The following is a 25,588-nucleotide window of genomic DNA, read 5'->3' as shown; positions in this document are numbered from 1 at the left end:
TCCCGTGACGTTCGGGTCGATGCGGGGCGGCATGGTAGCGGCCGACCTAGCCTCGGATCATGGCCACCACACACACGCGAAGGCTCACCCGCGGGGCGCTCGCCGCGGGTGCAGTGCTGCTCCTCCCCCTGGCGGGGTGCTCGGGCGAGGAGCCCAACACGGGCACGTCCGTCCTGCAGGACACCGGCGCGGCCGCTTCGACGGCGAGCTCAGCGGCGAATGCGGTGGGCGGCGCCGTCGACTGCTCCGGGACCTCCTGCTCGGTGACCCTGAGCTCCGACAGCCGGTCCGTCGAGGTCCTCGGTACGGAGATCTCCTTCGGCGGGGTGCAGGACGGCGAGGCGACGTTCAGCGTGGGCGGCCAGGAGGTCTCCTGCACCGAGGGCCAGAGCGTCGGCGCCGGACCGCTCACGATGGAGTGCACGACGGTCTCCGCCGACAGCGTCACCTTCACCGCCTCGCTCGGCTGACGTCGTCCGGGCACCTCATCCCGAGGGGTGAGGTGCCTGCTCCAGGTGCCCACCCCGCGCGCCGACGACCCAGGGGTGGCCAAGCACCGCACCGACACCGAGCAGCAGATCGCCGACCTGCTGCGGACGGCGAAGAAGTCGCTCCGGCTCTCCGTGGCGTTCCTCTCCCGGCTCGACGGCACCACCCAGCACCTCGAGGTGGTCGAGTCCTCGGTGCCCTTCCTGTTCCCGGAGGGCGTCACGCAGGTGCGGGAGACTTCGCTGTGCCAGGCGGTCCTGGACAGGAAGCTGCCCGCGGTCATCCCGGACCTCCGGCAGCACCCCGAGGCGATGAAGCTGCCGGCGGCGCGCATGCCGCGCATCCGCAGCTACGTCTCGGTGCCGGTCACGCTCTCCGACGGCACCCTCTACGGCACCTTCTGCGCCGCGGGCCTGACCACCGACAAGGACCTCACCGAGCGCGACAAGGCGCTGATGGACGTCCTCGCCTCGGCCGCCTCGGTGATCATCGAGCCGCAGGCTCGCGAGGAGCACCGCCGCACCGGCATCGAGGGCCGGCTGGTGCCGCTCATGGCCGCCGGCGGGCCCGTCGTCGCGCTGCAGCCGATCGTCGACCTCGCCACCGGCGCCCGGGTGGGTGCCGAGGCGTTGAGCCGGTTCCCCGGCGAGTGGGGGCAGGCGCCCGACGTCGTGTTCGAGGAGGCGCACAGCGTCGGCCTGGGTGACCGGCTCGAACTGCTCGCGCTGCGCCGCGCCGCCGACCACCTGCGAGAGGCCGACGGGTACGTCGCGATGAACGTCTCGCCGGGCACGCTGCTGACGCCGGGCTGCACCGCGCTGCTCGCCGAGCTGCCCCTGGACCGCGTGCTGCTGGAGCTCTCCGAGCACGACCCGGTCGACGACTACGACGAGCTCGCCGCCACCCTCGCTCCGTTCCGGGCGGACGGTCTGCGGTTGGCCATCGACGACGTCGGCGCCGGCTTCTCCTCGCTGCGCCACATCGTGCTGACCTCCCCCGACGTCATCAAGCTCGACCGCAGCATCGTCAGCGGTCTGGACACCGACCCGGTGCGCACCGTGCTGGTGCGCTCCCTGGCCGACTTCGCCCGCGGGCTGCAGGCGCGCGTCGTCGCGGAGGGCGTGGAGACGGCGGCCGAGGCCGACGCCCTGCGGTCGCTCGGGGTCGACTACGGCCAGGGCTGGCACTTCGGCCGTCCGGCGGTGCCCGAACCGCAGCCGCAACCGCCGGCCGCCGGGCAGTCGGACGCCGTCCAGCCGGCCCGGAGCCGCGGCGTCCCACGGCCCCGCTCGGGGCGCGGTCAGGTGCAGATCGAGCGGACCTGACCGGTCAGCCGGCTCGGGAGTTGGCCGGTTCGGCGGTGATGCGGGGCAGGATGAGGATCTCGGTGCCGTCGGGCCGGTAGGTGTGCCATCGGCCCTCGGCGTCGCGTTCGACGATGAACCCGTGGTGCACCTTCGTGTGGTGCCGTTCGCACAGCAGCCCGGAGTTCTCCAGCGAGGTCTCCCCGCCGTCGGCCCAGTGCACCAGGTGGTGCACGTCGCACCAGTGCGCGGGGGCGTCGCAGCCGGCGAAGACGCAGCCCCCGTCGCGGGCCTCCACCGCGCGGCGCAGGTGCCGGGGCACGACGCGGTGGCTGCGGCCCACGTCCAGGGGCTGGCCCTCGGGGCCGAGCACGATGCGGGTGATGCCGCCGTCGCAGGCCAGCCAGCGGGCGCGGGCCGCGGAGATGGTGGCGCCGAAGCCGAGGGTGGCCGCGCCGGGCCCGGCGGCGGGGTCGATGAGGTCCTCGAGGTCGATCCGGACCAGGGCGTGCGGCTTGTGGGTGCGCAGTGTCGGCAGGTTGCCGGCGGCGAGCTGGTTGTCGGCGAGTTGGACGAGAGCGTCACCCTGCTGCTGGGCGCGGGCGCGCATGTCCCCGGCGGGCCGGTTGGCCTGCACGATCGACTCGACGGCGGCCTGGACTTTCTCCCCACCGACGGCGTCGAGCTCGAACCGGCCGCTGACGCTGCCATCGGCGTGCTTGACCAGGGTGAACGACCGGCCCTCGGTGGGGTCGGGCTCGGGCCCGTCGGGGTCCAGCCGGGCCAGGTAGTGGCGCACGACCTGCCGCAGCTCGGCGTGCGGGCGGGTCGCGGCCACCTGCGCCAGCGCCTCTTCCACCCCGGCCAGGTCGACGTCCTGGGCTGCGGCGGCGGCCAGGTTGCCGGGGGTGGCTACCGCGGCGATCACGACCACCGCCTCGGCGGTGACCGCCCCGGCGGCGAATGCCGCGGCCACCGCCGGTAGCTCCGCCAGTGCCCGGCCCGAGCGCACCAGCCGCGACGCCGCGCCGGCCGAGAGCAGCGCGTGCCCGCGCAGCCAGGAGGCCATCGAGGCCTTGCCGTCGTGCTCGGCGGCCTGGGTGAGCTCGCACTCGCGCACCCGCCGCGCCACCTGCGCGGCCAGCCGGTTCGATGCGGTGAGCAGCGCACCCAGCTGCTCGATCAGCTGCGGCCCGAACGCGCCGGACAGCTCCTCGGCGGACAGGTCGTCCAGCGCGGCGACCAACCGGCCGATCGCGTCGGGACCACCTGTCGAACACATGTACGAATGCTACCGCGGATCAACGACGCCCGCGACGTAAATCCGCAGCTCAGAAGCCTGTCCACGGATGACCGGTGGCCATCGACAGCCTCGCCGGCGTGGGGTCTCCAGCCGCCGCGATCATCGACGACCGACCGCGTCAGCGGCCCGGTGGCGGCAGCAGCCCGCGCTCGACGGCGACCAGCACCGCCCGCGTCCGGTCGTCCACGCCCAGCTTGGCGAACACCCGCAGCAGGTGGGTCTTCACCGTCGCCTCGCCGATGAACAGCTCCCGGCCGATCTCGGCGTTGGTCAGCCCGCGCGCCACCCCGCGCAGGACCTCCAGCTCGCGAGCGGTGGGCGCCTCGGCCGCCGGCGCCCGCAGCCGCGACACGAGCCGGGCGGCGACCGGCGGCGCCAGCACGGTCTCCCCGCGCGCCGCCGCCCGGACGGCGTCGGCGAGCTGGGGCAGCGGCACGTCCTTGAGCAGGTAGCCGGTCGCCCCGGCCTCGACCGCCCGCACGATGTCGGCGTCGGTGTCGTAGGTGGTCAGCACGAGCACGCGGACGCCCGGGTGCGACGTGGCCAGCCGCTCCGTCGCGGTCGCGCCGTCCATCCGCGGCATGCGCAGGTCCATGAGGACGACGTCGGGCGCCGTCCCCGCCACCACGGCCAGCGCCTCGAGGCCGTCGCCCGCCTCGCCGACCACCGCGAGGTCGTCCTGCGCGTCCAGCCACCCGACCAGCCCCCCGCGGACGACGGGGTGGTCGTCCACCACCACGACGCGGATCACGAGCCCGGAACCCGGACCGTCACCCGCGTGCCGGCCCCCGGCGCCGAGGCGACGTCCACCTCGCCGCCGACCGAGGCGACCCGCCCGCGCAGCCCGTCCAGCCCGGTCCCCTCCGCGCGGGCGGGGTCGAAGCCCACGCCGTCGTCCTCCACGTGCACCGACACGTGCCGAGCGTCCCCCTCCCCCACCGCGGAGATGCGGATCGCCACGCTGCGGGCGTCGGCGTGCCGACGGACGTTGGTGAGCGCCTCCTGGGCGCCGCGCAGCAGCACGACCTCCTCATCGCGGCGCAGCGCCACCCCGCCGTCCAGCGCGGCGGTGTCCACCCGCACCGCCAGCCCGGTCTCGCGGCCGAACCGCTCGGCGAGCCGGGCCAGCGCCTCGACCAGGGTGGAGCCCTCCAGCGCCACCGGCGCGAAGGCGGCCACCACCGCCCGCGCCTCCTGCAGGTTGTCCCGCGCCACCTCCTCGATGACGGCCAGCCGGTCGCGGGCGGCGTCGGCGCCCTCCGGCAGCTGGGCGGCCGCGGTCTGCGCCAGGACGACGATGCTCGTGTAGCCCTGCGCGAGGGTGTCGTGCACCTCGCGGGCCAGCCGCTCGCGCTCGGCCAGGACCCCGCGCTCCCGTTCGGCGGCGGCCAGCTCGGCGCGGGTGCGCTCCAGCTGCTCGATGAGGTCGGCGCGCCGCGCGCTCTGGTGCAGCACCCGGCTGACCCACAGCCCCAGCGCCAGGCTGAAGACCATGCTCACCCCGGTCGAGAGCAGCACGTCGCGCGCCTCGTCGCCCGACCCCGCCCGCACCACCGGTCCGACGGCGCTGGACACGGCGAGCAGCACGGTCCAGGCGATGCCGGTCGCCGTCCCCTGGACGACGAACCACACCTGCGGGTAGGCGAGGAAGAGCATGAAGAACAGCACGGGCGCGGTGAAGCCCAGCGCGGCGAACGACGCGACGAGCACGCTCAGGTACACCACCGCGTGCACCGGTCGCCCGCCGCCGATCGCCCGGGCGCCGAAGAGGACGTAGGCCGCGGCCAGGACTCCGAGGACGGTGAGCGAGGCGACCCGCCGGCCCCCGCCGTCCTGCAGGCCGACCGCGGTCACGACCGCCAGCACCCAGACGGCGGCGGCGACGACGTGCAGGCCGGCCAGCGTGGCCTGCCAGCCGCGCTCGGTCAGCGGCTCGCCGCCGCCCTCCTCCACGGGCTCGGGGAGGAAGGCGGCGGCCAGCCGGTCGCGCAGCGTCATCCGGCGTTCCTGCGCCAGCGGAAGGTCCGGGCCACCACCACGACGCCGATGATCACCCATGCGGCCAGCACCGCGGCAGTCATCGGGTGCTCCCAGCTGCCGGCGGGCTCGGCGGCCGCCGCCGCATCGGGAAGGAACACCGACCGCATGCCCTGGGTCATCCACTTCAGCGGGAAGAGCGCCGCCACCTGCCGCATCACCTCGGGGAGCTCCGAGTAGACGAAGAAGACACCCGAGATGAACTGCAGCACCACCGCGATCGCGGGGATCCCGGTGCCCGCCGACCGCGCGCTGCCGACGAACGCCGACACCGCGATGCCGAGCACCGTGCCGGCGAGCGCGCCGAGGAGGGTGATCCAGGCCAAGGTGAGCCACCGGCCGGCGTCGGTGGGCAGCGGGATGTCGTACACGAGCGCGGCCACCGTGAGCAGCACGGCCAGCTGGACGACGGTGGTCACCAGCACCTGGCCGGCCTTGCCGATCGCGTAGGCGGCCGGCGGGGTGCCGAGCACCTGCAGCCGCCGGAGGTCGCCGCGGTCCCGCTCCTCGGCGATGGCGATGCCCACCGCCTGGAAGCTGGTGAGCATGATGCCGGTGGCCGCCATGCCGGCCAGGAAGTACCGGTCGAAGCCCACCCCGGGCGACACCTCCTGGTCGCCGAACACCGAGGCGAAGATCAGCAGCATCACGACCGGGTAGGCGAACGAGAAGACGAGCTGGCCGGAGTCACGGGCGAAGAGCCGGAGCTCCAGGCCGATGCGGGCCCGGCCGATGGTCGCCGCTCTCGGCGGTGCGGGGCGGGTGCCGGGGGCGGCCGGGCGCGTCGTCGCGGTGGTCATCGGGGGTCTCCCTCGGAGGCGCCGCCGACGAGCCGGAGGTACACGTCCTCCAGGTTCGGGCGGGTGACGGACAGGTCGGGGATCTCGCCGGTGGGGGTCGCGGCCAGCAGGTCGCGCAGGACGGCGGACGGTTCGGGTGTGACGACCGCGCGCGGCGCGCCGTCCTCGGTCCAGCGCACGGTCGCCTCGCGCCGCAGCGCGGCCCCGAGCGCGTCGGGCGGGGCGACCTCGACGAGGCGCCCGGCGGCGATCACGCCCACGCGGTCGGCCAGCCGGGCGGCCTCGTCGAGGTAGTGGGTGGTGAGGAGGACGGTGGTGCCGGCCTCGCGCAGCCCCTCCACCAGCGTCCAGAACTGCCGGCGCGCGGCGGGGTCCAGGCCGGTGGTCGGCTCGTCGAGGAAGAGCAGCTCGGGCCGCCCCTGGACGCCGAGCGCCACCTCGAGCCGACGTCGCTGCCCGCCGGACAGCGCATCGACGCGGGTGCGCGCCGCGCCCTGGAGCCCGACCGCCGCCAGCAGCTCGTCACTGCCCTGGGGCTGCGCGTGGTAGCGCGCGTAGTGGTCCACGGTCTCCCGGACGGTGAGCGCGTCGCCGGCGCCCGTGGTCTGCCCGACCACTCCGACGCGATCGCGCCAGCGGCGGTCGCCGGTGGCGGGGTCCTCTCCCAGCACCGAGACGTCGCCGGCGTCGCGGCGGCGCAGCCCGGCGAGGATCTCGACCGTCGTGGTCTTCCCCGCCCCGTTGGGCCCGAGCAGCGCGAACACCTCGCCGCGCCGGACGTCGAGACCCACGTCGTCGACCACGGCCGTGCCGCCGTAGCGCTTGACCAGCCCGCGCACCCGCACGGCCGGTGCTCCCTCGGTCGCCGTTTCCCGGAGGAGCGGCGCCGGTCCTGTCGTCGTCATGCCAGGAGCCTCGCCGCGGACGCCGGCGCCAGGGACGACCGACCTGCTGGGCCGCCGTCCACCGACCGGTGGACACCGGGCACCGACACCGAGCACCACGGCCGTGTCCGAAAACCGCCGGAGCAGGTCCGCCCGCACTGGCATGCTCGACCTCGTGAGCGAGCCCCTGGACCACGAACGCTGCTACCGCGCCGTCGCCGGCCGGGACGCGCGCTTCGACGGCTGGTTCGTCACCGCGGTGCGCACCACCGGCATCTACTGCCGCCCGTCGTGCCCGGCCCGCACGCCGCTGGCCCGCAACGTCTCCTTCTTCTCGACGGCCGCCGCCGCGCAGGGCGCCGGGTACCGGGCGTGCCGCCGCTGCCGCCCCGACGCCGTGCCCGGGTCACCCGAGTGGGACGTGCGGGCCGACGTGGTCGCCCGGGCCATGCGGCTGATCGCCGACGGCGAGGTCGAGCGGTCCGGGGTGCCGGGCCTGGCCGCCCGGCTCGGGTACTCCGAGCGGCAGCTGCACCGGCTGCTCGCCGGCGAGCTCGGCGTGGGGGCGCTCGCCCTCGCCCGCGCCCGGCGTGCGCAGACCGCCCGCGTGCTGCTGGAGACCACCCGCCTGCCGGTCACCGACATCGCCTTCGCCGCCGGGTTCGCCAGCGTGCGGCAGTTCAACGACACCGTCCGCGAGGTGTTCGCCACCACGCCGACCGAGCTGCGCCGCGCCCGCCGGAGCAGCCCCGGCGGGCAGCCCGGCTGGCTCACGCTCCGACTGGCCGCCCGTGCGCCCTACGCCGCCGACGAGGTGCTGCTCTTCCTGGGCGCCCACGCCGTCCCCGGCCTGGAGGAGTGGGACGGGACCACCTTCTCGCGCGTGCTCGACCTACCGCACGGCCCGGCGGTGGTCCGGCTCGCCCCGTCTGCGGACGGCGACGCGGTGACCGCGCAGCTGCGGCTGACCGAGCTGCGCGACCTGGGCGCCGCGGTCTCCCGGTGCCGCCGGATGCTCGACCTGGACGCCGACCCGGCCGCGGTCGACGACGCCCTGGGCACCGACCCGGCGCTCGCCCCGCTCGTCGCCGCCGCCCCCGGGCGCCGGGTGCCGGCCTCGCCCGACGCGGCGGAGCTGGCGGTCCGAGCCGTGCTGGGGCAGCAGGTCTCGGTGGCGGGGGCGCGCACGCTCACCGCCCGGCTGCTGACCGCCGGCACGCCGCTGGCCGAACCGTTCGGGTCGCTCACCCACGCCTTCCCCCGCCCCGCAGCCCTCGCCTCGGCCGACCTCGGCGCCGTGGGGCTCACCGGGGCGCGCCGCCGCACCGTGTCCGCCCTCGCCAGGGCGCTCGACCGGGGCGGCATCGCCCTCGACCCGGGTGCCGACCGCGAGGAGGCCGCCCGCGCGCTGCTCGCCATCCCCGGCATCGGCCCGTGGACCGCGGCCCTCGTCGGGCTGCGCGGCATGGGCGACCCCGACGTCTGGCTCCCCGGCGACCTGGCGCTGCGCCGGTCGCTGGCCTCGCTGGGCAGCTCCGACGCCGAGGCCGCCACCCGCTGGCGGCCGTGGCGGTCCTACGCCGTGATGCACCTGTGGGCGCTCGCCGCGCCGACCCTCTTCACCCGCACCCCCACTCTCCCGAGGAGCGCCTGATGACCGCACCGGCCCGGCACGCCACCGTCGCCACCCCGCCCGGCCCGTTCACCGTCGTCGTCGAGACCGACCCCGAGGGCCGGGAGGTCGTGCTCGCCAGCGGGTGGACCGCCGACGTCGCCGACCTCCTGGCGGTCGTGCACCCCGCCCTGCGGCCCGCGCGCAGTGAGATCTCCCCCGGCCTCGCGGTGCTGGACGCGGTGGAGGAGTTCCACGCCGGCCGGGTGGGTGCGATCGACGGCGTCGCCGTCCGGCAGCGCTCCGGCCCCTTCCTGCAGGATGCCTGGGACGTGCTGCGCACGGTGCCGGCCGGGCGGCCGGACACCTACGCCGCCTTCGCCGCCCGCTGCGGCCGGCCGGCCGCGGTCCGGGCGGCGGCCAACGCCTGCGCACGCAACGCGGCGGCCCTGTTCGTGCCCTGCCACCGGGTGCTGGGCTCCGACGGCGGGCTGGGGGGCTTCCGCTGGGGGACGCCGGTCAAGCGCTGGCTGCTGGACCACGAGGCGGCGCACGCCGGCGTGCCAGCCGCCTGATCGAGGCACAGGAAGCCATGCATGCGTCTGCCGACCCGCATCCGCATGCATGGCTTCCTCTGCCCCCACGCGCGGGTCTGACGCCGAACTGTCGGACCCCTCCGGCAGGGTCCTGCGCATGGACGCCGCTTCCCTCCTCCTCGGGCTCCTCGTCGGTGCGCTGCTCGGCGCCGCCATCACGCTGGGCGTCGTCACCCTGCTCGCCCGGCGGCGCCCGGAGGAGGCGGGGCTGGAACCGGTGCACGAGTCGCTCGACCACCTGCACCGGCTGCTGGCCGGCATGGAGCGGGCCCGCGCCACCGCGCACGGGGAGCTGCGGGAGCAGATGGGCACCGTGGGCCAGGCCTCGGCGCAGCTGAAGCACGAGACGGCCGCGCTGGTCACCGCGCTGCGCACTCCGCACGTCCGCGGCCGCTGGGGCGAGGTGCAACTGCGGCGGGTGGTCGAGGTCGCCGGCCTGCTCGAGCACTGCGACTTCGTCGAGCAGCCCGCCGGTACCAACGACGAGGGCGCGGGGGTCCGCCCCGACCTCGTGGTCACCCTCGCCGACGGCCGGCAGGTGGTCGTCGACGCCAAGGTGCCCTTCACCGGGTACATCGAGGCGGTCCAGGCCGAGGACCGCGACGTCCGCGCCCAGCGGGTCGCCGCGCACGCCCGGCAGCTGCGCACCCACGTCGACCAACTGGCAGCCCGCCGGTACCCCACCGCGTTCCGCCCGGCGGCCCCCTTCACCGTCCTCTTCGTGCCCTCCGACGGGTTCCTGACGACGGCGCTGGAGGCCGAGCCCGGCCTGCTGGAGTACGGCTTCGCACGGGACGTCGTGCTGGCGACACCGAGCACCCTGCTGGCGCTGCTGCGCACGGTCGCCTACTCCTGGCGGCAGGAGCGGCTGGCCCGTGACGCCGACCAGGTGCTCGAGGTAGGCCGGCGCCTGCACGCCCGCCTCAGCACGCTGTCCGGGCACCTGACCCGGCTGGGCTCGGCGCTCTCCACCACGCTGACCCGCTACAACGAGACGGTGGGTTCCTACGAGCGCTCGGTGCTGACCGCCGCGCGGCGCTTCGACGACCTCGGGGTGGCCGAGTCGCCGGTGCCGGAGCCCGATCCGGTCGAGGCGACGATCCGCGCGCTACGGCCGTCCGGCGACCTCGGACACCTCGGGCCGGCACCGGAGGAGGAGCGGAACGGCACCTCCGGCTGACGCCGCACGCACCTGCCCGACGGGCTCGTCCACCCCGCGCGTCACAGCCATAACGCTGCGTTGCTGGATCACCACCGGTTGCCTGCGACGCGACGACGTCCTCCCACGAACTGCCAGCTCGGGTCGCTACCGTGGCCTCCGTCGGTCGGCCAGTCGGGCCGTCCAGCGGAGCGGGACGGAGGTGCGCCATGGCCACGGCGAGCACGGCGGGCGCATGGCAGGGCGACGGACGCCCCGAGCGGCCGTACCCCGCGCGCGCACCGCGCCCGCCGGCCGGCAGCGAGCGCCCGGGCCGACCGGCCCGCCACGTCCGCTCCGCCCGCCCCCCGGTGCCCGGCCGCGCCGGTGAGCGCCTGCGCGCCGTCGAGCGCGAGCACGCCGACGACCGGTACGACCGCCGCGAGCCCTCCGGCCCACGCCGGCGCGAGCCCGTGCCGCCGCGGCCGACCGCCGGCCGGCCCGCGCAGGAGCGCACCAGGTCGCGCACCGCGTCGCCGGCGGCGGCGCAGGGCAGCCGGCTCCGCGGCTCGATCGCCGTCCTCGGCGTCTTCCTGCTGACCCTCGCCGGCGGCGCCGTCGACTCCTTCGTCGGCATCGGGCTCGGCATGACCACGCTGGCGGTCCTGGCTGCGGGCACCGCGGCAGCGACCCTGCTGGTGCGGCGCCGGGACCTGCTCACCGTCGTCGTCGCGCCGCCGCTGGTGTTCGCGCTGGTCGCGGTGGTCAACATCGTCCTCGCGCCGTCGGCGACCCTCAACCTGCCCACGATGGCCACCCTGCTGGTCCGCGGGTTCCCGACCATGGCCGTCGCGACCGCCATCGCGGCCGTGCTAGCCGTCGTCCGCCTGGTCAGCCGGCGCTGACCCTGCTGCACGACGAAGCCCCGGTCCACGCCGTAGCGCGGGCCGGGGCTTCGCCGTTCCGGGGTCAGTCGCCGGTGCTCTGCTTCGCCTTCTCGGCGCGGCGCAGCTCGTGCGGCAGCGCGAAGACCAGCCGCTCCTCGGCGGCCTTCACCGTCTCGACGTCGGGGTAGCCGCGGGCGGCGAGCCAGTCCAGCACCTCGCTCACCAGGATCTCCGGGACCGAGGCCCCGCTGGTGACGCCGACGGTCCCGACGCCCTCGAGCCAGGCCTCGTCGATCTCGGACGCGTAGTCGACCAGGTGCCCGGCGCGGGCGCCGGCCTCGAGCGCGACCTCCACCAGCCGCACCGAGTTGGACGAGTTCGTCGAGCCGACCACGAGGACCAGGTCGCACTCGGCGGCCATCTGCTTGACGGCCTGCTGGCGGTTCTGGGTGGCGTAGCAGATGTCGTCGCTGGGCGGCGACTGCAGCCCCGGGAACCGCGTCTTCAGCTGGTCGACCGTCGCCAGCGTCTCGTCGACCGACAGGGTCGTCTGCGACAGCCACACGACCTTCTCCGGGTCGCGGACCTGGACGTTGGCCACGTCCTCGGGGCCGTCCACCAGCTGGATGTGCGCCGGCGCCTCGCCGGAGGTGCCCTCGACCTCCTCGTGCCCGCGGTGGCCGATCAGCAGGATGTCGTAGTCGTCGCGGGCGAAGCGCTTGGCCTCCTGGTGCACCTTCGTGACCAGCGGGCAGGTGGCGTCGATGGTGCGCAGCTGCCGGGCGGCCGCCTCCTCGTGGACCGCCGGGCTGACCCCGTGCGCGCTGAACACGACGACCGAGCCCTCGGGCACCTCGTCGGTCTCGTCCACGAAGATCGCCCCCCGCCGCTCCAGCGTGGCGACGACGTGCTTGTTGTGGACGATCTGCTTGCGGACGTAGACCGGCGCACCGTGGATCTCGAGCGCCCGCTCGACGGCGACCACCGCCCGGTCGACGCCGGCGCAGTAGCCCCGGGGATCGGCCAGCAGGACACGTCCGCGCTGATCAGCCATACCCACCACTGTAGGTGGGCTCGCGGGCCGGGACCCGTGCGCCGAGGTGGGACCGGACACGCCACCTCCCCGGGTGGATCTGCCCACATCGCGTGTCGGGCCGCGGGTTGTGGGGCACGCTGTGCGGCATGGCCCGTGAGATCCCCGAGGTTGTCCGCGCCGCTGCCGGTCTGGCGGCGACCGTGCTCGACGAGGCGCGCAAGCTGCCCCAGACCCTGCCCGGCCTGCCGGTGCGCGCCATCGGCGTGGCCATGCAGCACGCGATGAAGGTGCAGCAGACCTACGCCGGGCTGGTCGCCCGCGGCGACGAGCTGCTCATCGGGCTCCGCGGCGAGGGCGAGCCGGGGCTGGCGACGTTCGACGACGACGGGCCGGACACGGGCTTCCGCGGCTCCGCGTTCGACCGCGCCGGTGGCATCAGCGACGAGGAGGTGGCCGACCTCCCCGACGACCCCGCCGCCGATGCGGTGGTGGCCGCTGTCGACGACCTCAGCCGCGACCTGGTCGAGGACCTGGCCGACGGCGCCGCGGACCTCGCCGACGGGGCCGACCGCGCCCAGGAGGTGCTCGCCGAGGAGCCGGTGGAGGCGCCGGGCACCGAGGAGGTCCTCGAGGAACTGGCGATCGACGAGGTCGTCCCCGAGGTGGCCGAGACCGACCCGCTCGACCAAGGGTCCGTCGGGACGACGGCCGCCGACGACGCGGTGGTCACCGAGGACTCCGGCGCCCTGGAGCGGGCGCTCCTGGAGTCCGAGCCGGCGCCGGCGGCCGCTGCCGAGGAGCCGGACGGCGGCGAGACAGTCGACGTGCTCACCCCCGACGGCGAGGTGGCGACCGTCGAGGCGGCGATCACCGACGAGGGCATCGCCGCGGTCGAGGAGCCCCAGGAGGGCGCCGGCACGGACGAGACCGTCGCCGCCACCGACGGCACGGCCACCGCGGCGACGGGCACCGGCGCCGGCCCGGACGTCGCCGTCGACGAGAGCGGCAGCCCGGTCGCCGCAGCCACCGGCGTGCGCACCGACGTGGGCGGCCCCGACACCGACGAGACCGACGCCGCCATCGCGGAGGGCGCGACCGTCGACGCCGTCGGGGAGACCTCCGCGGCGCCGACGGACGACCCGCAGGGCGGCAGCGAGGTCTCCGGCGCGCAGGCCGCCGGCGCCGCACCGGTCGAGGGCTACGACAGCTTCTCGATCGCCCAGCTGCGCGGCCGCCTGCGCGGTTACCAGCTCTCGACGGTCTCCGACCTGCTGGCCTACGAGGAGGCCACCCGGGCGCGTGACCCCTACCTGCGGATGCTGCGCAACCGGCTGGAGAAGCTCGAGGAGCAGGCGGTCGAGTCCAGCCCGCTGGCCCCGCGCGGCGCCTGAGGCACGGCCTCCCTGCCGCAACCTCGGGCGGCCACCCCCGCGAGCGGCCTCGCACGCCAGGGCCCGGGACGTCGTCATCGTCCCTGGGCCCTGGCGTGCCCTGCTGCGGGTGGGTCGACGGGGCCGTGTCGGTGCCGTCTGACACCCTCGGGGCATGACCGCGCCGTCGTCCCCCGAGTCGCCGTGGCCGGTCCGCACGGTGGCCCGCAAGGTGGCCGACTGGATCGGCCGGCTGGGTGAGGTGTGGGTCGAGGGGCAGGTCGCGCAGCTGTCGCGGCGCGGCGGGGCGGCCACCGTCTTCCTCACCCTGCGCGACCCGGCGGCCGACCTGTCGGTCCCGGTCACCTGCCACCGCGACGTCGCCGAGCGCCCCGGCCTGGAGCTGGCCGAGGGTGCCCGCGTGATCGTGCGGGCCCGCCCCGACTACTACGTCGCCCGCGGGTCCTTCTCGTTGCGCGCCACCGAGATCCGCGCGGTCGGGCTCGGCGAGCTCCTCGCCCGCATCGAGCGGATCCGCCGGCTGCTCGCCGCGGAGGGCCTCTTCGACCCCGCGCGGAAGCGGCCGCTGCCCTTCGCCCCCGGGGTGGTCGGGCTGATCACCGGCCGGGACAGCGCCGCCGAGCGGGACGTGCTCGTGACCGCGCGCCGGCGCTGGCCCGCGGTGCGCTTCGCGGTGCACCACTGCGTCGTGCAGGGGCCGCAGGCGGCGGGCAACGTCATCGAGGGGCTCCGCAGGCTCGACGCCGACCCCGTTGTCGAGGTGATCGTCGTCGCCCGCGGGGGCGGCTCGGTGGAGGACCTGCTCCCCTTCTCCGACGAGGGGCTGGTCCGTGCCGTCGCCGCCTGCCGCACCCCCGTGGTGACCGCCGTCGGGCACGAGACCGACACCACGCTGGTCGACCACGCCGCGGACGTCCGGGCCGCCACACCCACCGACGCCGCCCACCGGATCGTCCCGGAGATCGGCGAGCAGCGCCGGCTCGTCGACGCGCTGCGCGCCCGCGCCCGGCACCTGGTCGCCACGCGGCTCGAGCAGCAGGAACGCTGGCTGGAGTCGGTGCGCACCCGCCCGGTGCTCGCCTCCCCCGACCGGCTGCTGCACGGCCGTGAGGACGACGTCCTCGGGCTGCGCACCCGCGCGCGCCGGACCCTCGTCCACCGCGTCGAGGGCGCCGAGCGCGACCTCGAGCACGCCCGGGCCCGGGTGGCGGCGCTCTCCCCCGCGGCGACCCTGGAACGCGGCTACGCCGTCGTGCAGCGGGCGGACGGCGCGCTGGTGCGCGACCCCGCCGAGGTCGCCGACGGAGAGCTCCTCCGCGTGCGGGTCGCCGGCGGCCGGCTGCCCGTCCGCGTCGACCGGAGCGCAGCCCCCGATCCCGGCCCCGTCGCCGCCACCGTCCAGGAGGAGCCCGCATGAGCGCCGACGAGCGCACCCCCGAGCCGACGACGACCTACGAGCAGGCCCGGGAGGAGCTGGCCGACGTCGTGCGGCGGCTCGAGGCCGGCGGCCTCACGCTGGAGGAGTCGCTGACCCTCTGGGAGCGCGGTGAGGAGCTGGCCGGGGTGTGCCAGCACTGGCTCGACCGGGCCCGCGAGCGACTGGCGGCCGCCGCCCCCGCCGACGAGGGATGAAGCCCCGGGGCAGCCGTCGCCGGTGGCTCAGGCCGGGCGGCTGAGGCGGGCCTCCTGCGTCACCGCGAAACCGGCGTCGGCCAGGGCCGCCAGCACGCGGTCCACCCGCTGGTCCAGCGAGGCCGCACCGGCGGCCGCGGCCCCCTCCGCGCCCTCGGCTCCCTCGTCCAGGCAACGCGCGAGCACCGTGCGCACCTGCACCGGCTCGGCGGCCGGGATCCCCACGGGGATCCGGGTCACCATCCCGCAGTCGCAGGCACCCCCGTCGGCCGGAGGCCGGTGGTCGCTGCCGGGGCAGTCCTCGCGTGCGGGCATGCGGGTTCTCCTCGCTGCGGTGGTTTCCACGGGCGTCCCCGCCAGACTGCCGCCGGTGGACGCCCACCGCCGGGTGGACGCACCGGGCGTTCCCATGTCGTGACCTCGTCGCGGTTCAGCCCGCGAAGGGCTCCACGGCCGCGGCCACCTCGCGCAGCTCGCCGTCCCGGGCCGAGCCGGTGACGACCACGGTGACGCCGTCGGCGACCCGCGTGAAGGCCGTCTCCCCGCGCTGCGTCGTCGACCGGGTCCACTGCTCGCCGTCGATGTCCACCGTCCCCTTCTCCGCGGCGCCGTCGAGGACGTCGAGTGCCTCGGCGTCGGCATCGTCGGTGACCACGTATCCGGCGTAGTTGCCCGCCGGCGTGACGTAGCCGAGCTGCACCGTGACCGGTGCCCCCTCGGCGTTCGTGCCGGCGTCCGTGCGCACGCTGGTGGGGCGGTACCCCTCGTCGAGCTCCGGGACCAGCAGCGGGTAGACCGCGCGCGCATCGGCGAGCCGCAGCGTGCTCGTCGGGTCGATCTCCCGCACCGGGTCGTCGGGGTTGTTGCGGAAGGCCTGCCACCCCACGACCAGCAGGCAGATCACGACCAGGGGCAGCAGCGAGCGGAGCATGTTCGCCGCGCTCAGCCGGTTGGCGCGCTCGGCGGCGGAGACCGGAGGCGGCAGGGCCTCTTCCGCGTGCCCGGCTGCGTCCTGGGGGTGCAGGGGATGCTGGCTCGACGGGCCGGATCCGGTCATGCCCCTAGGATCGCAGGCGAGCTCTCCCCACCTCGCCGCCCATGGGCCCGCCCGAGCGCCCCGGGTGGGCGGGCCGGGGTCCAACTCCTGCGGAGGTCCCCGTGTCGCTGCCCCTTCCCGACGGCCCGCTGCCCGCCACGGCCGGGCACCCCTTCAACACCGGTCGCCCCGCTCCCGACCGCAACCTGGCCCTGGAGCTGGTGCGGGTCACCGAGGCCGCCGCCATGGCCGCCGGCCGATGGGTGGGCCGCGGCGACAAGAACGGCGGCGACGGCGCGGCGGTCGACGCCATGCGGGCGCTCATCGGCACGGTGAGCATGAAGGGCGTCGTGGTCATCGGCGAGGGCGAGAAGGACGAGGCGCCCATGCTCTACAACGGCGAGCAGGTGGGCGACGGCAACGGCCCGGAGTGCGACGTCGCGGTCGACCCGATCGACGGCACCACGCTGATGGCCAAGGGCATGCCCAATGCCATCGCCGTCATGGCCGTCGCCGAGCGGGGCGCCATGTACGACCCCTCGGCCGTCTTCTACATGGAGAAGCTCGCCACCGGCCCGGCCGCGGCGGACGTCGTCGACATCACCGCGCCGGTCGCGGAGAACATCCGCCGCATCGCGAAGGCGAAGAAGAGCTCCGTCGGCGACGTCACCGTCTGCATCCTCGACCGACCCCGCCACGAGCAGCTGGTGCAGGAGGTCCGTGAGGCGGGCGCCCGGATCAAGTTCATCACCGACGGCGACGTGGCCGGCGCGATCGCCGCCGCGCGCGAGGGCACCGGTGTGGACCTGCTGCTCGGCATCGGCGGCACGCCGGAGGGCATCATCACCGCCTGCGCGCTCAAGTGCATGGGCGGTGCGCTGCAGGGCCGGCTGTGGCCCAAGGACGACGACGAGCGGCAGAAGGCCCTGGATGCCGGGCACGACCTGGACCGGGTCCTGCACATCGACGACCTGGTACGCGGCGACGTCTTCTTCGTCGCCACCGGCATCACCGACGGCGAGCTGCTGCGCGGCGTGCGCTACAGCGCGGGCGGGTGCACGACGCAGTCGCTGGTCATGCGCTCGCGGTCGGGCACCATCCGCTCGATCGACAGCCTGCACTCGCTGGAGAAGCTGCGGGCCTACTCGGCGGTCCCCTTCGACCGCGAGCCCTGAGCGAGCCGTTCCATCAGGGCGCGCCAGCGGCTGGGCGACTCACCGGGGGCCAGGCTGCGCAGCCGGAGATCGCCGAAGACGGCCCGCGCGTGGACGACGACCAGCGGCGTGCCCGCCAGCCTCGGCACCGGGGCCAGCTCGACCTTGCGGTCACCGAAGACCGTCCGGCCGTGCAGCTCCCCGTCCACGCCCTCGGCGAGGATGACGTCGACGTCGCCGAAGACGGTGGTCAACGTCAGGTCGATCCGGTCGGCGTCGGTGCGCAGACCGCGCAGGTCGATGCGGACGTCGCCGAACACCGTGCCGACCCGCTGCGGCGGGGCCGCCGCGACCGTCAGCGTGATGTCGCCGAAGACGCTCGTCACCTCCCGGGCCGGGCGCTGCCCCACGATCTGCACCGGCGACGGCGCGTCCGGCGGCAGGTCGGCCACCAGCCCGTCGAGCTCCGCGCGGGCGACCGCGGCGTAGGCCGCCTCCGCGCGCTGGCCGAACTCGTCGAGGTCGAGCCGCCCCTCGCCGACGGCCTTCTGCAGCCGCGCCACCACCGCCTCCCGCTCGGCGTCGGAGACGCGCACGGCCGGCGGCGGAGCGGGGTCCTCGGGAGTGCTCACGCAGCCGGAGGCTAGCCGAGGAAGGGCCCGCGCCGGCGCCCTCGCTCACCCCAGCTCGGTGCAAACCATGACCGCGTAGGCCTTGACCCGGCCACCGCAGGTGCTGGCGTACTCCTCGTAGGCCGACAGCGGCGGCGACTCGTACATCAGGTCGTCGCAGGCCTGCAGCTCACCCCCGAAGCAGCTGTCCGCGTAGGCGTCGAGGGTCTCGTCCGGTCCGAGGTCCACGGGCTCCACCGGGGGGAACTGCTCGACGGCCCCGCCCGGCATCCCGCCGTACCAGCCGGCGCCGCCCTCCTCGCCGTACGCGTCCACGGCGTCCTCCATCTGCGCCCGGGTGCCCTCGACCATCCCCTCGCGGATGCCGTCGGTCAGGGCGGGCCCGAGCTCGGCCGCCACGGCGCGGCCGACGTCCTCGGCACCCCCGGCGACGACGGCACCCAGCAGCAGGGCCGTGGCCGCGGTGCCGACCACCAGCCCGCCCAGGGCGGCGCCGGCGAGCACCCAGCGGCCGCGCTGCGCCGGCGCGGCACCGGCGGGCGCGGGGACCGGCGGCGCGGCGGGCTGCCACGACGCTCCCCCGGCCCAGTCCGGCACCGGCACGGCGCCCGGCGCCGGCCAGCCCGCAGCGGGCGCCGGCCAGGCGGGCTCGCCCTGCTGCGGCGGTGCGGACGGTCCGGTCTCCGGCGGCAGGGGCGGCTGGGACATGGGGCCCTCCTCGGGGCTCGTGCCGGCTCGGCACCGTGGCTCGCGCGCACACCTCCGGCGCGCACGCCCCTCCTCGGCGGCCCCGGGCGAGGGCGGGACCGGCAGCCTCCCCCACGGGTGTCTAGGGTCCCGTGCGGAGCACTGTCACCATCCACACCACCGGGAGCACAGCGTGGCCCAGCAGAACGGCGCAGCGCAGGACGGCGGGGACTTCCGCACCGAGCACGACTCCATGGGGGAGGTCCGCGTCCCCTCCTGGGCCAAGTGGCGGGCGCAGACCCAGCGCGCCGTCGAGAACTTCCCCATCTCGGGCACGCCCATCGAACGTGAGCTGATCGGCGCCCTCGCCGCGATCAAGGGCGCCGCCGCCGCGGTCAACGCCGACCTCGGGGTGCTCGACCGCGGGATCGCCGACGCCATCGGCACCGCCGCCTCCTCCGTGGCCCGCGGTGACTGGGACGAGCACTTCCCGATCGACGTCTTCCAGACCGGCTCCGGCACGTCGAGCAACATGAACACCAACGAGGTCATCGCCACCCTGGCCACCGAGTCCCTCGGCGCCCCGGTGCACCCGAACGACCACGTCAACGCCTCGCAGTCGTCCAACGACGTCTTCCCCTCGGCGATCCACATCGCGGCGACGCGCGCCATCGTCGTCACGTTGATCCCGGCGCTGCGCCACCTCGAGGCCTCGCTCACCCGCAAGGCCGAGGAGTTCGCGGAGGTCGTGAAGAGCGGCCGCACCCACCTGATGGACGCCACCCCGGTCACCCTCGGCCAGGAGTTCGGCGGGTACGCCGCCGCCGTCCGGTACGGCGTGGAGCGGCTGGAGGCCTCGCTCCCGCGCATCGGCGAGCTGCCCCTGGGGGGCACGGCGGTCGGCACCGGCATCAACACCCCGCCCGGGTTCGCCGCCGCGATCATCGAGAAGCTCGCCGCCGAGCTCGACCTGCCGCTGTCCGAGGCCCGCGACCACTTCGAGGCGCAGAGCTCCCGCGACGCGCTGGTCGAGGGCTCGGGCCAGCTGAAGACCATCGCCGTCGGCCTGGTCAAGATCGCCAACGACCTGCGGTGGATGGGGTCCGGCCCGCGCACCGGCCTGGGCGAGATCCAGCTGCCCGACCTGCAGCCGGGCAGCTCGATCATGCCGGGCAAGGTCAACCCGGTGATCCCCGAGGCGGTCATCCAGGTCGGCGCCCAGGTCATCGGCAACGACGCGGCCGTCACCTACGCCGGCACCACCGGCGTCTTCGAGCTCAACGTGACGCTGCCGCTCATGGCCCGCAACGTGCTCGAGTCCATCCGCCTGCTGGCCAACGTCAGCCGGCTGCTGGCCGACCGCTGCGTCGACGGGATCGTCGCCAACGTCGAGCAGTGCCGCACCTACGCGGAGTCCTCGCCCTCGATCGTCACCCCGCTGAACAAGTACATCGGCTACGAGGAGGCGGCCAAGGTCGCCAAGCAGTCGCTGGCCGAGCAGAAGACGATCCGCCAGGTGGTGGTCGAGCGCGGGTACGTCGAGCAGGGCAAGCTCACCGAGCAGCAGCTCGACGAGGCCCTCGACGTCCTCTCGATGACCCACCCGTGACGCCGGGCGGGAGCGGCACGGACCGGTGCCGCTCCCGCTCCACCGCGCCGGGTCGAGCCGCGATCCTGCGGCCGAGGGTCTAGCGTCGTCCCCGATGAGCGAGACAGACGTATCCCTGCGCTACCCCGGTGGCGAACTGCCCTTGGCCGTCAAGCACGGGACCGAAGGGTCCGACGGCATCGACACCAGCAAGCTGCTGGCCACGACCGGCAAGGTCGCGCTGGACATCGGCTTCGTCAACACCGCCTCGTGCACCTCGGCGATCACCTACATCGACGGCGACGCAGGGATCCTGCGCTACCGCGGGTACCCGATCGAGCAGCTGGCCGAGAAGTCCAGCTTCCTCGAGGTCACCTACCTGCTGATCTACGGCGAGCTGCCCACCGCCGACCAGCTCGGCGAGTTCGACCAGCGGATCCGGCGCCACACGCTGCTGCACGAGGACCTCAAGCAGTTCTTCAACGGCTTCCCGCGCGACGCCCACCCCATGCCGGTGCTCTCCTCGGCGGTCAGCGCGCTGTCGACCTTCTACCAGGACTCGCTGGACCCGTTCGACCAGGAGCAGGTGGAGATCACCACGCTGCGCCTCCTCGCGAAGCTGCCGACGATCGCCGCCTACGCGTACAAGAAGTCGGTGGGCCAGCCGTTCCTCTACCCGGACAACTCGCTGGGCCTGGTCGAGAACTTCCTGCGCATGACGTTCGGGTTCCCCGCGGAGCCCTACGACGTGGATCCCGAGCTGGCCAAGGCGCTGGACATGCTCTTCGTCCTCCACGCCGACCACGAGCAGAACTGCTCCACCTCCACGGTGCGGCTGGTCGGGTCGTCGCACGCCAACCTGTTCGCGTCCGTCTCCGCCGGCATCAACGCGCTGTTCGGCCCGCTGCACGGCGGCGCCAACCAGTCGGTGCTGGAGATGCTGGAGGCCATCCGCGCCGACGGCGGTGACATCCCGCGCTTCGTCGAGCGGGTGAAGAACCGGGAGCCCGGCGTCAAGCTCATGGGCTTCGGGCACCGGGTGTACAAGAACTACGACCCCCGGGCCGCCATCGTGAAGGCGACGGCCGACACCGTGCTGGACAAGCTGGGCGGCAACAACGAGCTGCTCGACCTGGCCCGCCAGCTCGAGGAGATCGCGCTGAACGACGAGTTCTTCATCCAGCGCAAGCTCTACCCGAACGTCGACTTCTACACCGGGCTGATCTACCAGGCGATGGGCTTCCCGACGCGGATGTTCACCGTGCTGTTCGCCCTGGGCCGGCTCCCCGGCTGGATCGCGCAGTGGCGCGAGATGATCGCCGACCCGTCCACGAAGATCGGGCGCCCCCGGCAGATCTACACCGGCGAGACCGCACGGGACTACGTCCCCGTCGGCGCGCGCTGAGCAGCGCCCCGTCGTCCTCCGCAACGGGCCGGGTGACCCCGCAGGGTCACCCGGCCCGTTGCGTCCCCGGCCGGGGTCCCTACGGTGGGTGCGCCACCATCTCGAGAGGACCGCGCATGGCCGAGCTCCCCGACGAGGACCTCCTCGTCCTGCCGCCCATGCCCTTGGCGACCGGCCGGCTGCTGGAGCCCGACGGCGAGGGCCCGCCCGTCCGCATCACGAAGCTGGAGTTCGTCGTCTCCACCGAGGACGGCGGCGAGCTGCGGATCCCCCTCGAGCACCGGCACGGCGCCTGGTGGGCACCCTGAGCCACCTGCCCGGCTCCTCCCCCGAGGTTCACCCCACCCCGTACGGGTGACCCCTTCCCGACGTCTTCTTCAAGCACCGCCCCCGGCGTGTCGATGGATGTGCGGAGAGCTCCCGACCACAGCGGTCCCAGGAGCCCCATCCGTACCGACTCGACCGCCCGGGGGACGCAGTGCCTGCATCGCGGACACCTGGGCGCGCGACTGCCCCCCGCACCGCGTCGTCGACATCGGGCACCGCCGGCCGCACCCCGGCGGGCCGGAGCGCCACCGGCCGCACCCCGGCCGGCCGGACGGCAGGGAACCGTGCCGGTGCACCCGGCGCGAAGCGCTCCCCGGCCCGACCGCCCCTGACCCCGGCGGAGGCCGACGCGCTGCGGGAGGCCCTGGCGCTGCGCCAGGCCGCAGCGGCCCGTCCCGGGACCACCCCCGAGCAGCTGGCCGCGGCCCGCGCAGCCCTCGCCGCCCGCTCCGGCGGCTCCGGTGCCCGGCGACCCTCGGGATCGGCGCGCACGCGCGGCCGCCCGGCCGCGGGCCGGACCGCTGTCCGGCGCACCGACACCCGGTCCCGGCGCACCCGCGTCCGCGCCCCGCGCACCGGTTCCCGCTGGTCGACGCGCCTGGGCGTCGTCGCGACCAGCGCCCTGCTCCTCCCCGCCGCGCTCGCGGTGCTGCTGCCGGCGGCGCAGGCCCCCGACGGCGGTGGCCTCGCCCTCGACCCGACCACGCTCGCGCTCAGCGCGCGCAGCTCGCTGCTGGAGCAGGCCGACCTGTACCAGCAGCTGGCCGACGAGGCGGACCAGCGCCGGGCCCTGCTCCAGGAGGCGCTGGCCGCCGGCGAGGCGGCCCGCGCGGAGCTCGCCGCCCAGCAGGCTTCCGTCGGCTCCGGCGCGGCGCAGCTGTACCGGGCCGACCCGACCAGCCGGTACCCCGTCCTCGGGCTCGACCTCGGCCAGCCACGCAGCACCGCGACGGCCCTCGCCCGGCAGGCGGTGGCCGACCAGGCCGGGCGCACGCTGCAGGGCGACGTGGTCCGGGCCGAGCGCACCGCCACCCGCCTGCGGGCCACCGCCACGCGCGTCGAGGACGCCCGCGCCGCCCTGGCCGCGGCCGAGCAGCGCGCCGCCGAGGTGCTCGCCGCCGTGCGCGAGGAGGTGGGCGGCCTCCCCGCCGAGGTCACCGGACGGCTCGCCGGCCTCGGCGCGCTCCCCGCAGCCGGTCCGCAGCAGCAGCGGAACGAGGCCGCGACGCGGCGCTGGCAGGAACACCTCGGCCGGTTGGCCGCGGCCGGCATCGCGCCGCCGCCGGCAGCCGCGCTGACCGATCCGGCCGCCTTCCCCGCGGGGCTGTCCCCGGCGCTGGACGCCGACGGGAGCCCCGTGCCGGGCGTGGCGTGGGCCGTGATCGGCAGCGAACCGGTGACGGTGCCTGCGGCGGAGACCGTCGCGGCGGTGAGCAACGCTCTGTCCCAGCTCGGCAAGCCCTTCGTGCCGGGCACCGCCGGACCCGAGGCCTACGACTGCGGCGGGTTCACGGCCGCCTCCTGGCTGCTGGCCGGGTACGCGCTGCCCGGCGACCCCGGGGCCCAGTGGGCCGCCGGAGCGGCGGTCCCGGTGCGCGACGTGCAGATCGGTGACCTGGTCTTCGCCCCCGGCGGCCGGGACGTCGGCATCTACCTCGGCGACGGGGAGGTCGTCGGCGCGTCCGCTGCATCGTTCCAGGTGGCCGTCACATCGATGCCCGCCGCCTCGTCCGCGGTCCGGGTCACCCTGCCGCGCCCTGCCGAGCCGAACCCGGCGCTGCCCGGCGTCGGCGGGACCGGCGCGTGCGGGGCTCCCCTGCCCGCGCCGGGGCCGGTGAGCGCGGCCTGGGGCGGTTGGTCCAACGGCCGGATACCGGCCGAGGCGCTGTGCCGGCTCGGCGTGGGCGGGCACGCGCTGCGGTGCGACGCGGCCGCCGCGTACGCGGCGCTGGACGCGGCCTACACGGCGGAGTTCGGCACACCGCTGCGCATCACCGACTCCTACCGCTCCTTCGGCGCCCAGGTCGCGGCCGCCAGGGCCAAGCCCGCCCTGGCCGCCACTCCCGGCACCTCGAACCACGGGTGGGGGCTGGCGGTCGACCTCGGCGGCGGCGTGCACGTGGCCCACAGCCCCCAGTGGAGCTGGATGACGGCGAACGCCGCCCGCTTCGGCTGGGTGCAGCCCGAGTGGGCCCGGCCCGGCGGCGAGAAACCCGAGCCCTGGCACTGGGAGTTCGGCTACATCTCCTGAGCCCCCGGCGGGCCGGCCGTCAGATCCAGGGCAGGTCGACGACCGAGCGCCAAGGAAGGGTCACGCTCGCCTCGCTCGTCTGCCCCGCCAGCCGTCGCGCGACCCCTGGACCCGCGCAGGCCACCGGGTGGTGCGGTGTCACGACCACGTGCATGTCCGGCAGCGCCAGACCGCTGGCCGCGATCCGCTCGAGCATCAGCTCGGGAGCGACCAGGGCCGCCGACGCGAGCACCGGCACCTGGCGGTGGGAGAAGAGCGCCAGCGGGCCCTCGACCCGCACGTGCAGCGGCACCTCGTGCGCCCGGCCGGTCGACGCCGAGCGCACCCGGTGCAGCTCGGCCGGACCCGCCGCAGGCGAGGGCACCCAGGCCACCGCGAGGTCACCGCGCAGGACGACGACGGTCCAGCCCACCGCGGTCTCGGTCCGGTCCGCCCAGTCCAGGACGGCGACGCCCGACGCGGCGGCGGCCGCGTCGGTCACCGGGCGCCGCTCGACCCAGCTGCGCAGGGCCGCGGTGATGCCCGCGGTCGTGCCCGGCACACCCGCCCGGCTCATGTCGTCGGCGAGGTCAGTCAGCGCGACGCGCTGCACCCGCTCGTCCTCCTCGACGTGCACCACCGTGCCCGCGCCCGGACGCCGGGCCAGCCCCAGGTGCAGACGGCCGGAAGCCAGCCGCGGCAGCACCTGGGTGGCCACGTCGTGCAGGTCGGCGACGTCCACGGGCGCGGCGCGCAGGCGCTGCAGCACCCCCCGCGGAGCGGTGGTGGTGCCGAAGGGGCTGGGGGTCACGCGCGCCCCCCGGTCACCAGGAGCGCACGCAGCCGAGGAGGCAGGGCGGGCAGGGCCAGCACCGCACCGAGCTCGGCCCGGCTGAGCCGGACCGGCAGGACGTCGTCGTCCCAGCCCGTGGCCAGCCGCACGCGCGCGGTGGAGGCGGGCCACACCGCCTCCCGGGCGGCGGCCACGTGCAACTCGGTCAGCACGTCCTGGAGGTGGATGGCGGCCACCGGGTGCACCGGCGAGGCGTCGAGGGCGGACCGCACGGCTGCGGCCAGCAGCTCGCGGGCGGGCGCGTCGAGCCAGTGCGGGACGAGCATCGGGGAGCCGGCGTCACCGGCGGGCAGCGCGCTCACCGGGCACCGCGCCGGTACCGCGCTCCGGACCTCGCCCACGGCGGGCCGGCCGGGCGGCGGGTCCTCGGGCGGGGGGTCACGCAGTGGATATCGGCAGGCGCGGGGCCTGTCCGACCCTGGGGCAGGGCCTTTTCCGTATCGGAACGCCGGGCGCGCCCGCCCCGTCCCGCGCGTCACGTCGGTTCGGAGCAGCCATGGACGACGAGATCCCGCGACCCCGCACGCCGGGCGTGCAGGGTCGCGGGATCCACCGGCTCGTGCGGAG

At 75.7% G+C, this 25,588-nt stretch carries 26 protein-coding genes; 14 read left to right on the top strand and 12 right to left on the bottom strand.

Annotated features, from left to right (window positions below; all coding sequences use genetic code 11):
• The first annotated feature begins 59 nt into the window (after positions 1 to 59).
• A complete protein-coding gene (locus ACI79W_RS09080; RefSeq protein WP_456561750.1) occupies positions 60 to 470 on the top strand; it encodes a hypothetical protein in 411 nt (136 codons plus the stop codon).
• 45 nt (positions 471 to 515) lie between these two features.
• Positions 516 to 1,814 (top strand): sensor domain-containing phosphodiesterase, encoded by a 1,299-nt coding sequence (locus ACI79W_RS09075; protein ID WP_456561749.1) that lies wholly within the window; start codon positions 516 to 518, stop codon positions 1,812 to 1,814.
• 4 nt (positions 1,815 to 1,818) lie between these two features.
• Here ACI79W_RS09075 and ACI79W_RS09070 read toward each other — a convergent pair whose 3' ends face one another.
• The 5 genes from ACI79W_RS09070 to ACI79W_RS09050 form a co-directional block, all read right to left on the bottom strand.
• Positions 1,819 to 3,075 (bottom strand): DUF222 domain-containing protein, encoded by a 1,257-nt coding sequence (locus ACI79W_RS09070; protein WP_456561748.1) that lies wholly within the window; start codon positions 3,073 to 3,075, stop codon positions 1,819 to 1,821.
• A 139-nt stretch (positions 3,076 to 3,214) separates the two neighbouring features.
• A complete protein-coding gene (locus ACI79W_RS09065) occupies positions 3,215 to 3,847 on the bottom strand; it encodes a response regulator (RefSeq protein WP_456561747.1) in 633 nt (210 codons plus the stop codon).
• Entirely contained in the window at positions 3,844 to 5,094 is a 1,251-nt protein-coding gene (locus ACI79W_RS09060) for a sensor histidine kinase (protein WP_456561746.1), read from the bottom strand. Before ACI79W_RS09060 ends, ACI79W_RS09065 begins: the two co-directional genes overlap by 4 nt.
• Positions 5,091 to 5,933 (bottom strand): ABC transporter permease, encoded by an 843-nt coding sequence (locus ACI79W_RS09055; protein ID WP_456561745.1) that lies wholly within the window; start codon positions 5,931 to 5,933, stop codon positions 5,091 to 5,093. Before ACI79W_RS09055 ends, ACI79W_RS09060 begins: the two co-directional genes overlap by 4 nt.
• Positions 5,930 to 6,838, bottom strand: a complete 909-nt coding sequence (locus ACI79W_RS09050) for an ABC transporter ATP-binding protein (protein WP_456561744.1) — start codon at positions 6,836 to 6,838, stop codon at positions 5,930 to 5,932. Before ACI79W_RS09050 ends, ACI79W_RS09055 begins: the two co-directional genes overlap by 4 nt.
• A 154-nt stretch (positions 6,839 to 6,992) precedes the next feature.
• Here ACI79W_RS09050 and ACI79W_RS09045 point away from each other — a divergent pair, with 154 nt between their 5' ends.
• The 4 genes from ACI79W_RS09045 to ACI79W_RS09030 all read left to right on the top strand — a co-directional run bounded on the left by ACI79W_RS09045 (position 6,993) and on the right by ACI79W_RS09030 (position 11,068).
• Complete coding sequence (locus ACI79W_RS09045) at positions 6,993 to 8,471, top strand: AlkA N-terminal domain-containing protein (protein WP_456561743.1); 1,479 nt, start codon at positions 6,993 to 6,995, stop codon at positions 8,469 to 8,471.
• A complete protein-coding gene (locus ACI79W_RS09040) occupies positions 8,471 to 9,004 on the top strand; it encodes a methylated-DNA--[protein]-cysteine S-methyltransferase (protein ID WP_456561742.1) in 534 nt (177 codons plus the stop codon). The genes ACI79W_RS09045 and ACI79W_RS09040 overlap by 1 nt, the downstream gene beginning before the upstream one ends.
• Before the next feature lie 118 nt (positions 9,005 to 9,122).
• A complete protein-coding gene (locus ACI79W_RS09035) occupies positions 9,123 to 10,205 on the top strand; it encodes a DNA recombination protein RmuC (protein WP_456561741.1) in 1,083 nt (360 codons plus the stop codon).
• A 188-nt stretch (positions 10,206 to 10,393) separates the two neighbouring features.
• The gene (locus ACI79W_RS09030) at positions 10,394 to 11,068 is read left to right on the top strand and encodes a DUF6542 domain-containing protein (RefSeq protein ID WP_456561740.1); all 675 of its coding nucleotides are present in this window, start codon (positions 10,394 to 10,396) and stop codon (positions 11,066 to 11,068) included.
• Between the two features lie 64 nt (positions 11,069 to 11,132).
• Here the strand turns inward: ACI79W_RS09030 and ACI79W_RS09025 are convergent, their stop codons facing one another.
• A complete protein-coding gene (locus ACI79W_RS09025; protein ID WP_456561739.1) occupies positions 11,133 to 12,104 on the bottom strand; it encodes a 4-hydroxy-3-methylbut-2-enyl diphosphate reductase in 972 nt (323 codons plus the stop codon).
• Between the two features lie 128 nt (positions 12,105 to 12,232).
• Between ACI79W_RS09025 and ACI79W_RS09020 the strand changes: the two genes are divergently transcribed.
• The 3 genes from ACI79W_RS09020 (at position 12,233) to ACI79W_RS09010 (ending at position 15,109) form a co-directional block, all read left to right on the top strand.
• Positions 12,233 to 13,477: a lipid droplet-associated protein gene (locus ACI79W_RS09020; RefSeq protein ID WP_456561738.1), complete on the top strand. Its 1,245-nt coding sequence runs from the start codon at positions 12,233 to 12,235 to the stop codon at positions 13,475 to 13,477.
• Between the two features lie 154 nt (positions 13,478 to 13,631).
• A complete protein-coding gene (xseA, locus tag ACI79W_RS09015) occupies positions 13,632 to 14,894 on the top strand; it encodes an exodeoxyribonuclease VII large subunit (protein WP_456561737.1) in 1,263 nt (420 codons plus the stop codon).
• Positions 14,891 to 15,109 carry an exodeoxyribonuclease VII small subunit gene (locus tag ACI79W_RS09010; protein ID WP_091930682.1) on the top strand — a complete coding sequence of 73 codons (219 nt, stop codon included), beginning with the start codon at positions 14,891 to 14,893 and terminating at the stop codon, positions 15,107 to 15,109. Before xseA ends, ACI79W_RS09010 begins: the two co-directional genes overlap by 4 nt.
• A 27-nt stretch (positions 15,110 to 15,136) precedes the next feature.
• Here the strand turns inward: ACI79W_RS09010 and ACI79W_RS09005 are convergent, their stop codons facing one another.
• Positions 15,137 to 15,424, bottom strand: coding sequence for a hypothetical protein (locus ACI79W_RS09005; RefSeq protein WP_456561736.1), 288 nt, complete (start codon positions 15,422 to 15,424; stop codon positions 15,137 to 15,139).
• A 115-nt stretch (positions 15,425 to 15,539) separates the two neighbouring features.
• Entirely contained in the window at positions 15,540 to 16,166 is a 627-nt protein-coding gene (locus ACI79W_RS09000; protein WP_456561735.1) for a DUF4245 domain-containing protein, read from the bottom strand.
• Positions 16,167 to 16,267: 101 nt separating this feature from the next.
• Between ACI79W_RS09000 and glpX the strand changes: the two genes are divergently transcribed.
• Positions 16,268 to 17,320 (top strand): class II fructose-bisphosphatase, encoded by a 1,053-nt coding sequence (gene glpX / locus ACI79W_RS08995; protein ID WP_456561734.1) that lies wholly within the window; start codon positions 16,268 to 16,270, stop codon positions 17,318 to 17,320.
• On the opposite strand, the gene ACI79W_RS08990 is transcribed toward glpX, so the two are convergent.
• Together ACI79W_RS08990 and ACI79W_RS08985 are read right to left on the bottom strand one after the other, a co-directional pair.
• Complete coding sequence (locus ACI79W_RS08990; protein ID WP_456561733.1) at positions 17,287 to 17,931, bottom strand: DUF1707 domain-containing protein; 645 nt, start codon at positions 17,929 to 17,931, stop codon at positions 17,287 to 17,289. The genes glpX and ACI79W_RS08990 overlap by 34 nt on opposite strands.
• A 45-nt stretch (positions 17,932 to 17,976) precedes the next feature.
• Entirely contained in the window at positions 17,977 to 18,639 is a 663-nt protein-coding gene (locus ACI79W_RS08985) for a hypothetical protein (RefSeq protein ID WP_456561732.1), read from the bottom strand.
• Positions 18,640 to 18,811: 172 nt separating this feature from the next.
• Between ACI79W_RS08985 and ACI79W_RS08980 the strand changes: the two genes are divergently transcribed.
• The 4 genes from ACI79W_RS08980 (at position 18,812) to ACI79W_RS08965 (ending at position 24,189) form a co-directional block, all read left to right on the top strand.
• Positions 18,812 to 20,227, top strand: a complete 1,416-nt coding sequence (locus ACI79W_RS08980) for a class II fumarate hydratase (RefSeq protein ID WP_456561731.1) — start codon at positions 18,812 to 18,814, stop codon at positions 20,225 to 20,227.
• Positions 20,228 to 20,321: 94 nt separating this feature from the next.
• Positions 20,322 to 21,611: a citrate synthase gene (locus tag ACI79W_RS08975; protein WP_456561730.1), complete on the top strand. Its 1,290-nt coding sequence runs from the start codon at positions 20,322 to 20,324 to the stop codon at positions 21,609 to 21,611.
• Between the two features lie 116 nt (positions 21,612 to 21,727).
• The gene (locus ACI79W_RS08970; RefSeq protein ID WP_091930692.1) at positions 21,728 to 21,919 is read left to right on the top strand and encodes a hypothetical protein; all 192 of its coding nucleotides are present in this window, start codon (positions 21,728 to 21,730) and stop codon (positions 21,917 to 21,919) included.
• Positions 21,920 to 22,089: 170 nt separating this feature from the next.
• Entirely contained in the window at positions 22,090 to 24,189 is a 2,100-nt protein-coding gene (locus tag ACI79W_RS08965; protein ID WP_456561729.1) for an NlpC/P60 family protein, read from the top strand.
• 19 nt (positions 24,190 to 24,208) lie between these two features.
• Here ACI79W_RS08965 and ACI79W_RS08960 read toward each other — a convergent pair whose 3' ends face one another.
• A complete protein-coding gene (locus ACI79W_RS08960; RefSeq protein ID WP_456561728.1) occupies positions 24,209 to 24,979 on the bottom strand; it encodes a hypothetical protein in 771 nt (256 codons plus the stop codon).
• Positions 24,976 to 25,323: a hypothetical protein gene (locus ACI79W_RS08955; protein ID WP_456561727.1), complete on the bottom strand. Its 348-nt coding sequence runs from the start codon at positions 25,321 to 25,323 to the stop codon at positions 24,976 to 24,978. Before ACI79W_RS08955 ends, ACI79W_RS08960 begins: the two co-directional genes overlap by 4 nt.
• Positions 25,324 to 25,588: the final 265 nt, after the last annotated feature.

The organism is Blastococcus sp. SYSU DS0533, assembly GCF_054050775.1.
Note: the sequence above shows the minus strand (reverse complement) of the source record. Positions and strands in the feature narration are given on the sequence as shown.

What these genes read in the sequence shown, in the direction of transcription:
- ACI79W_RS09020 (WP_456561738.1), top strand. Translation starts at nt 12,233, where the DNA reads ATGGCCCGTGAGATCCCCGAGGTTGTCCGCGCCGCTGCCGGTCTGGCG.
- ACI79W_RS08970 (WP_091930692.1), top strand. Translation starts at nt 21,728, where the DNA reads ATGGCCGAGCTCCCCGACGAGGACCTCCTCGTCCTGCCGCCCATGCCC.
- ACI79W_RS09055 (WP_456561745.1), bottom strand. Translation starts at nt 5,933, where the DNA reads ATGACCACCGCGACGACGCGCCCGGCCGCCCCCGGCACCCGCCCCGCA.
- ACI79W_RS09035 (WP_456561741.1), top strand. Translation starts at nt 9,123, where the DNA reads ATGGACGCCGCTTCCCTCCTCCTCGGGCTCCTCGTCGGTGCGCTGCTC.
- ACI79W_RS09010 (WP_091930682.1), top strand. Translation starts at nt 14,891, where the DNA reads ATGAGCGCCGACGAGCGCACCCCCGAGCCGACGACGACCTACGAGCAG.
- ACI79W_RS08975 (WP_456561730.1), top strand. Translation starts at nt 20,322, where the DNA reads ATGAGCGAGACAGACGTATCCCTGCGCTACCCCGGTGGCGAACTGCCC.
- ACI79W_RS09040 (WP_456561742.1), top strand. Translation starts at nt 8,471, where the DNA reads ATGACCGCACCGGCCCGGCACGCCACCGTCGCCACCCCGCCCGGCCCG.
- ACI79W_RS09070 (WP_456561748.1), bottom strand. Translation starts at nt 3,075, where the DNA reads ATGTGTTCGACAGGTGGTCCCGACGCGATCGGCCGGTTGGTCGCCGCG.
- ACI79W_RS09025 (WP_456561739.1), bottom strand. Translation starts at nt 12,104, where the DNA reads ATGGCTGATCAGCGCGGACGTGTCCTGCTGGCCGATCCCCGGGGCTAC.
- ACI79W_RS09050 (WP_456561744.1), bottom strand. Translation starts at nt 6,838, where the DNA reads ATGACGACGACAGGACCGGCGCCGCTCCTCCGGGAAACGGCGACCGAG.
- ACI79W_RS09060 (WP_456561746.1), bottom strand. Translation starts at nt 5,094, where the DNA reads ATGACGCTGCGCGACCGGCTGGCCGCCGCCTTCCTCCCCGAGCCCGTG.
- ACI79W_RS09080 (WP_456561750.1), top strand. Translation starts at nt 60, where the DNA reads ATGGCCACCACACACACGCGAAGGCTCACCCGCGGGGCGCTCGCCGCG.
- ACI79W_RS09030 (WP_456561740.1), top strand. Translation starts at nt 10,394, where the DNA reads ATGGCCACGGCGAGCACGGCGGGCGCATGGCAGGGCGACGGACGCCCC.
- ACI79W_RS09005 (WP_456561736.1), bottom strand. Translation starts at nt 15,424, where the DNA reads ATGCCCGCACGCGAGGACTGCCCCGGCAGCGACCACCGGCCTCCGGCC.
- ACI79W_RS08985 (WP_456561732.1), bottom strand. Translation starts at nt 18,639, where the DNA reads ATGTCCCAGCCGCCCCTGCCGCCGGAGACCGGACCGTCCGCACCGCCG.
- ACI79W_RS09000 (WP_456561735.1), bottom strand. Translation starts at nt 16,166, where the DNA reads ATGACCGGATCCGGCCCGTCGAGCCAGCATCCCCTGCACCCCCAGGAC.
- xseA (WP_456561737.1), top strand. Translation starts at nt 13,632, where the DNA reads ATGACCGCGCCGTCGTCCCCCGAGTCGCCGTGGCCGGTCCGCACGGTG.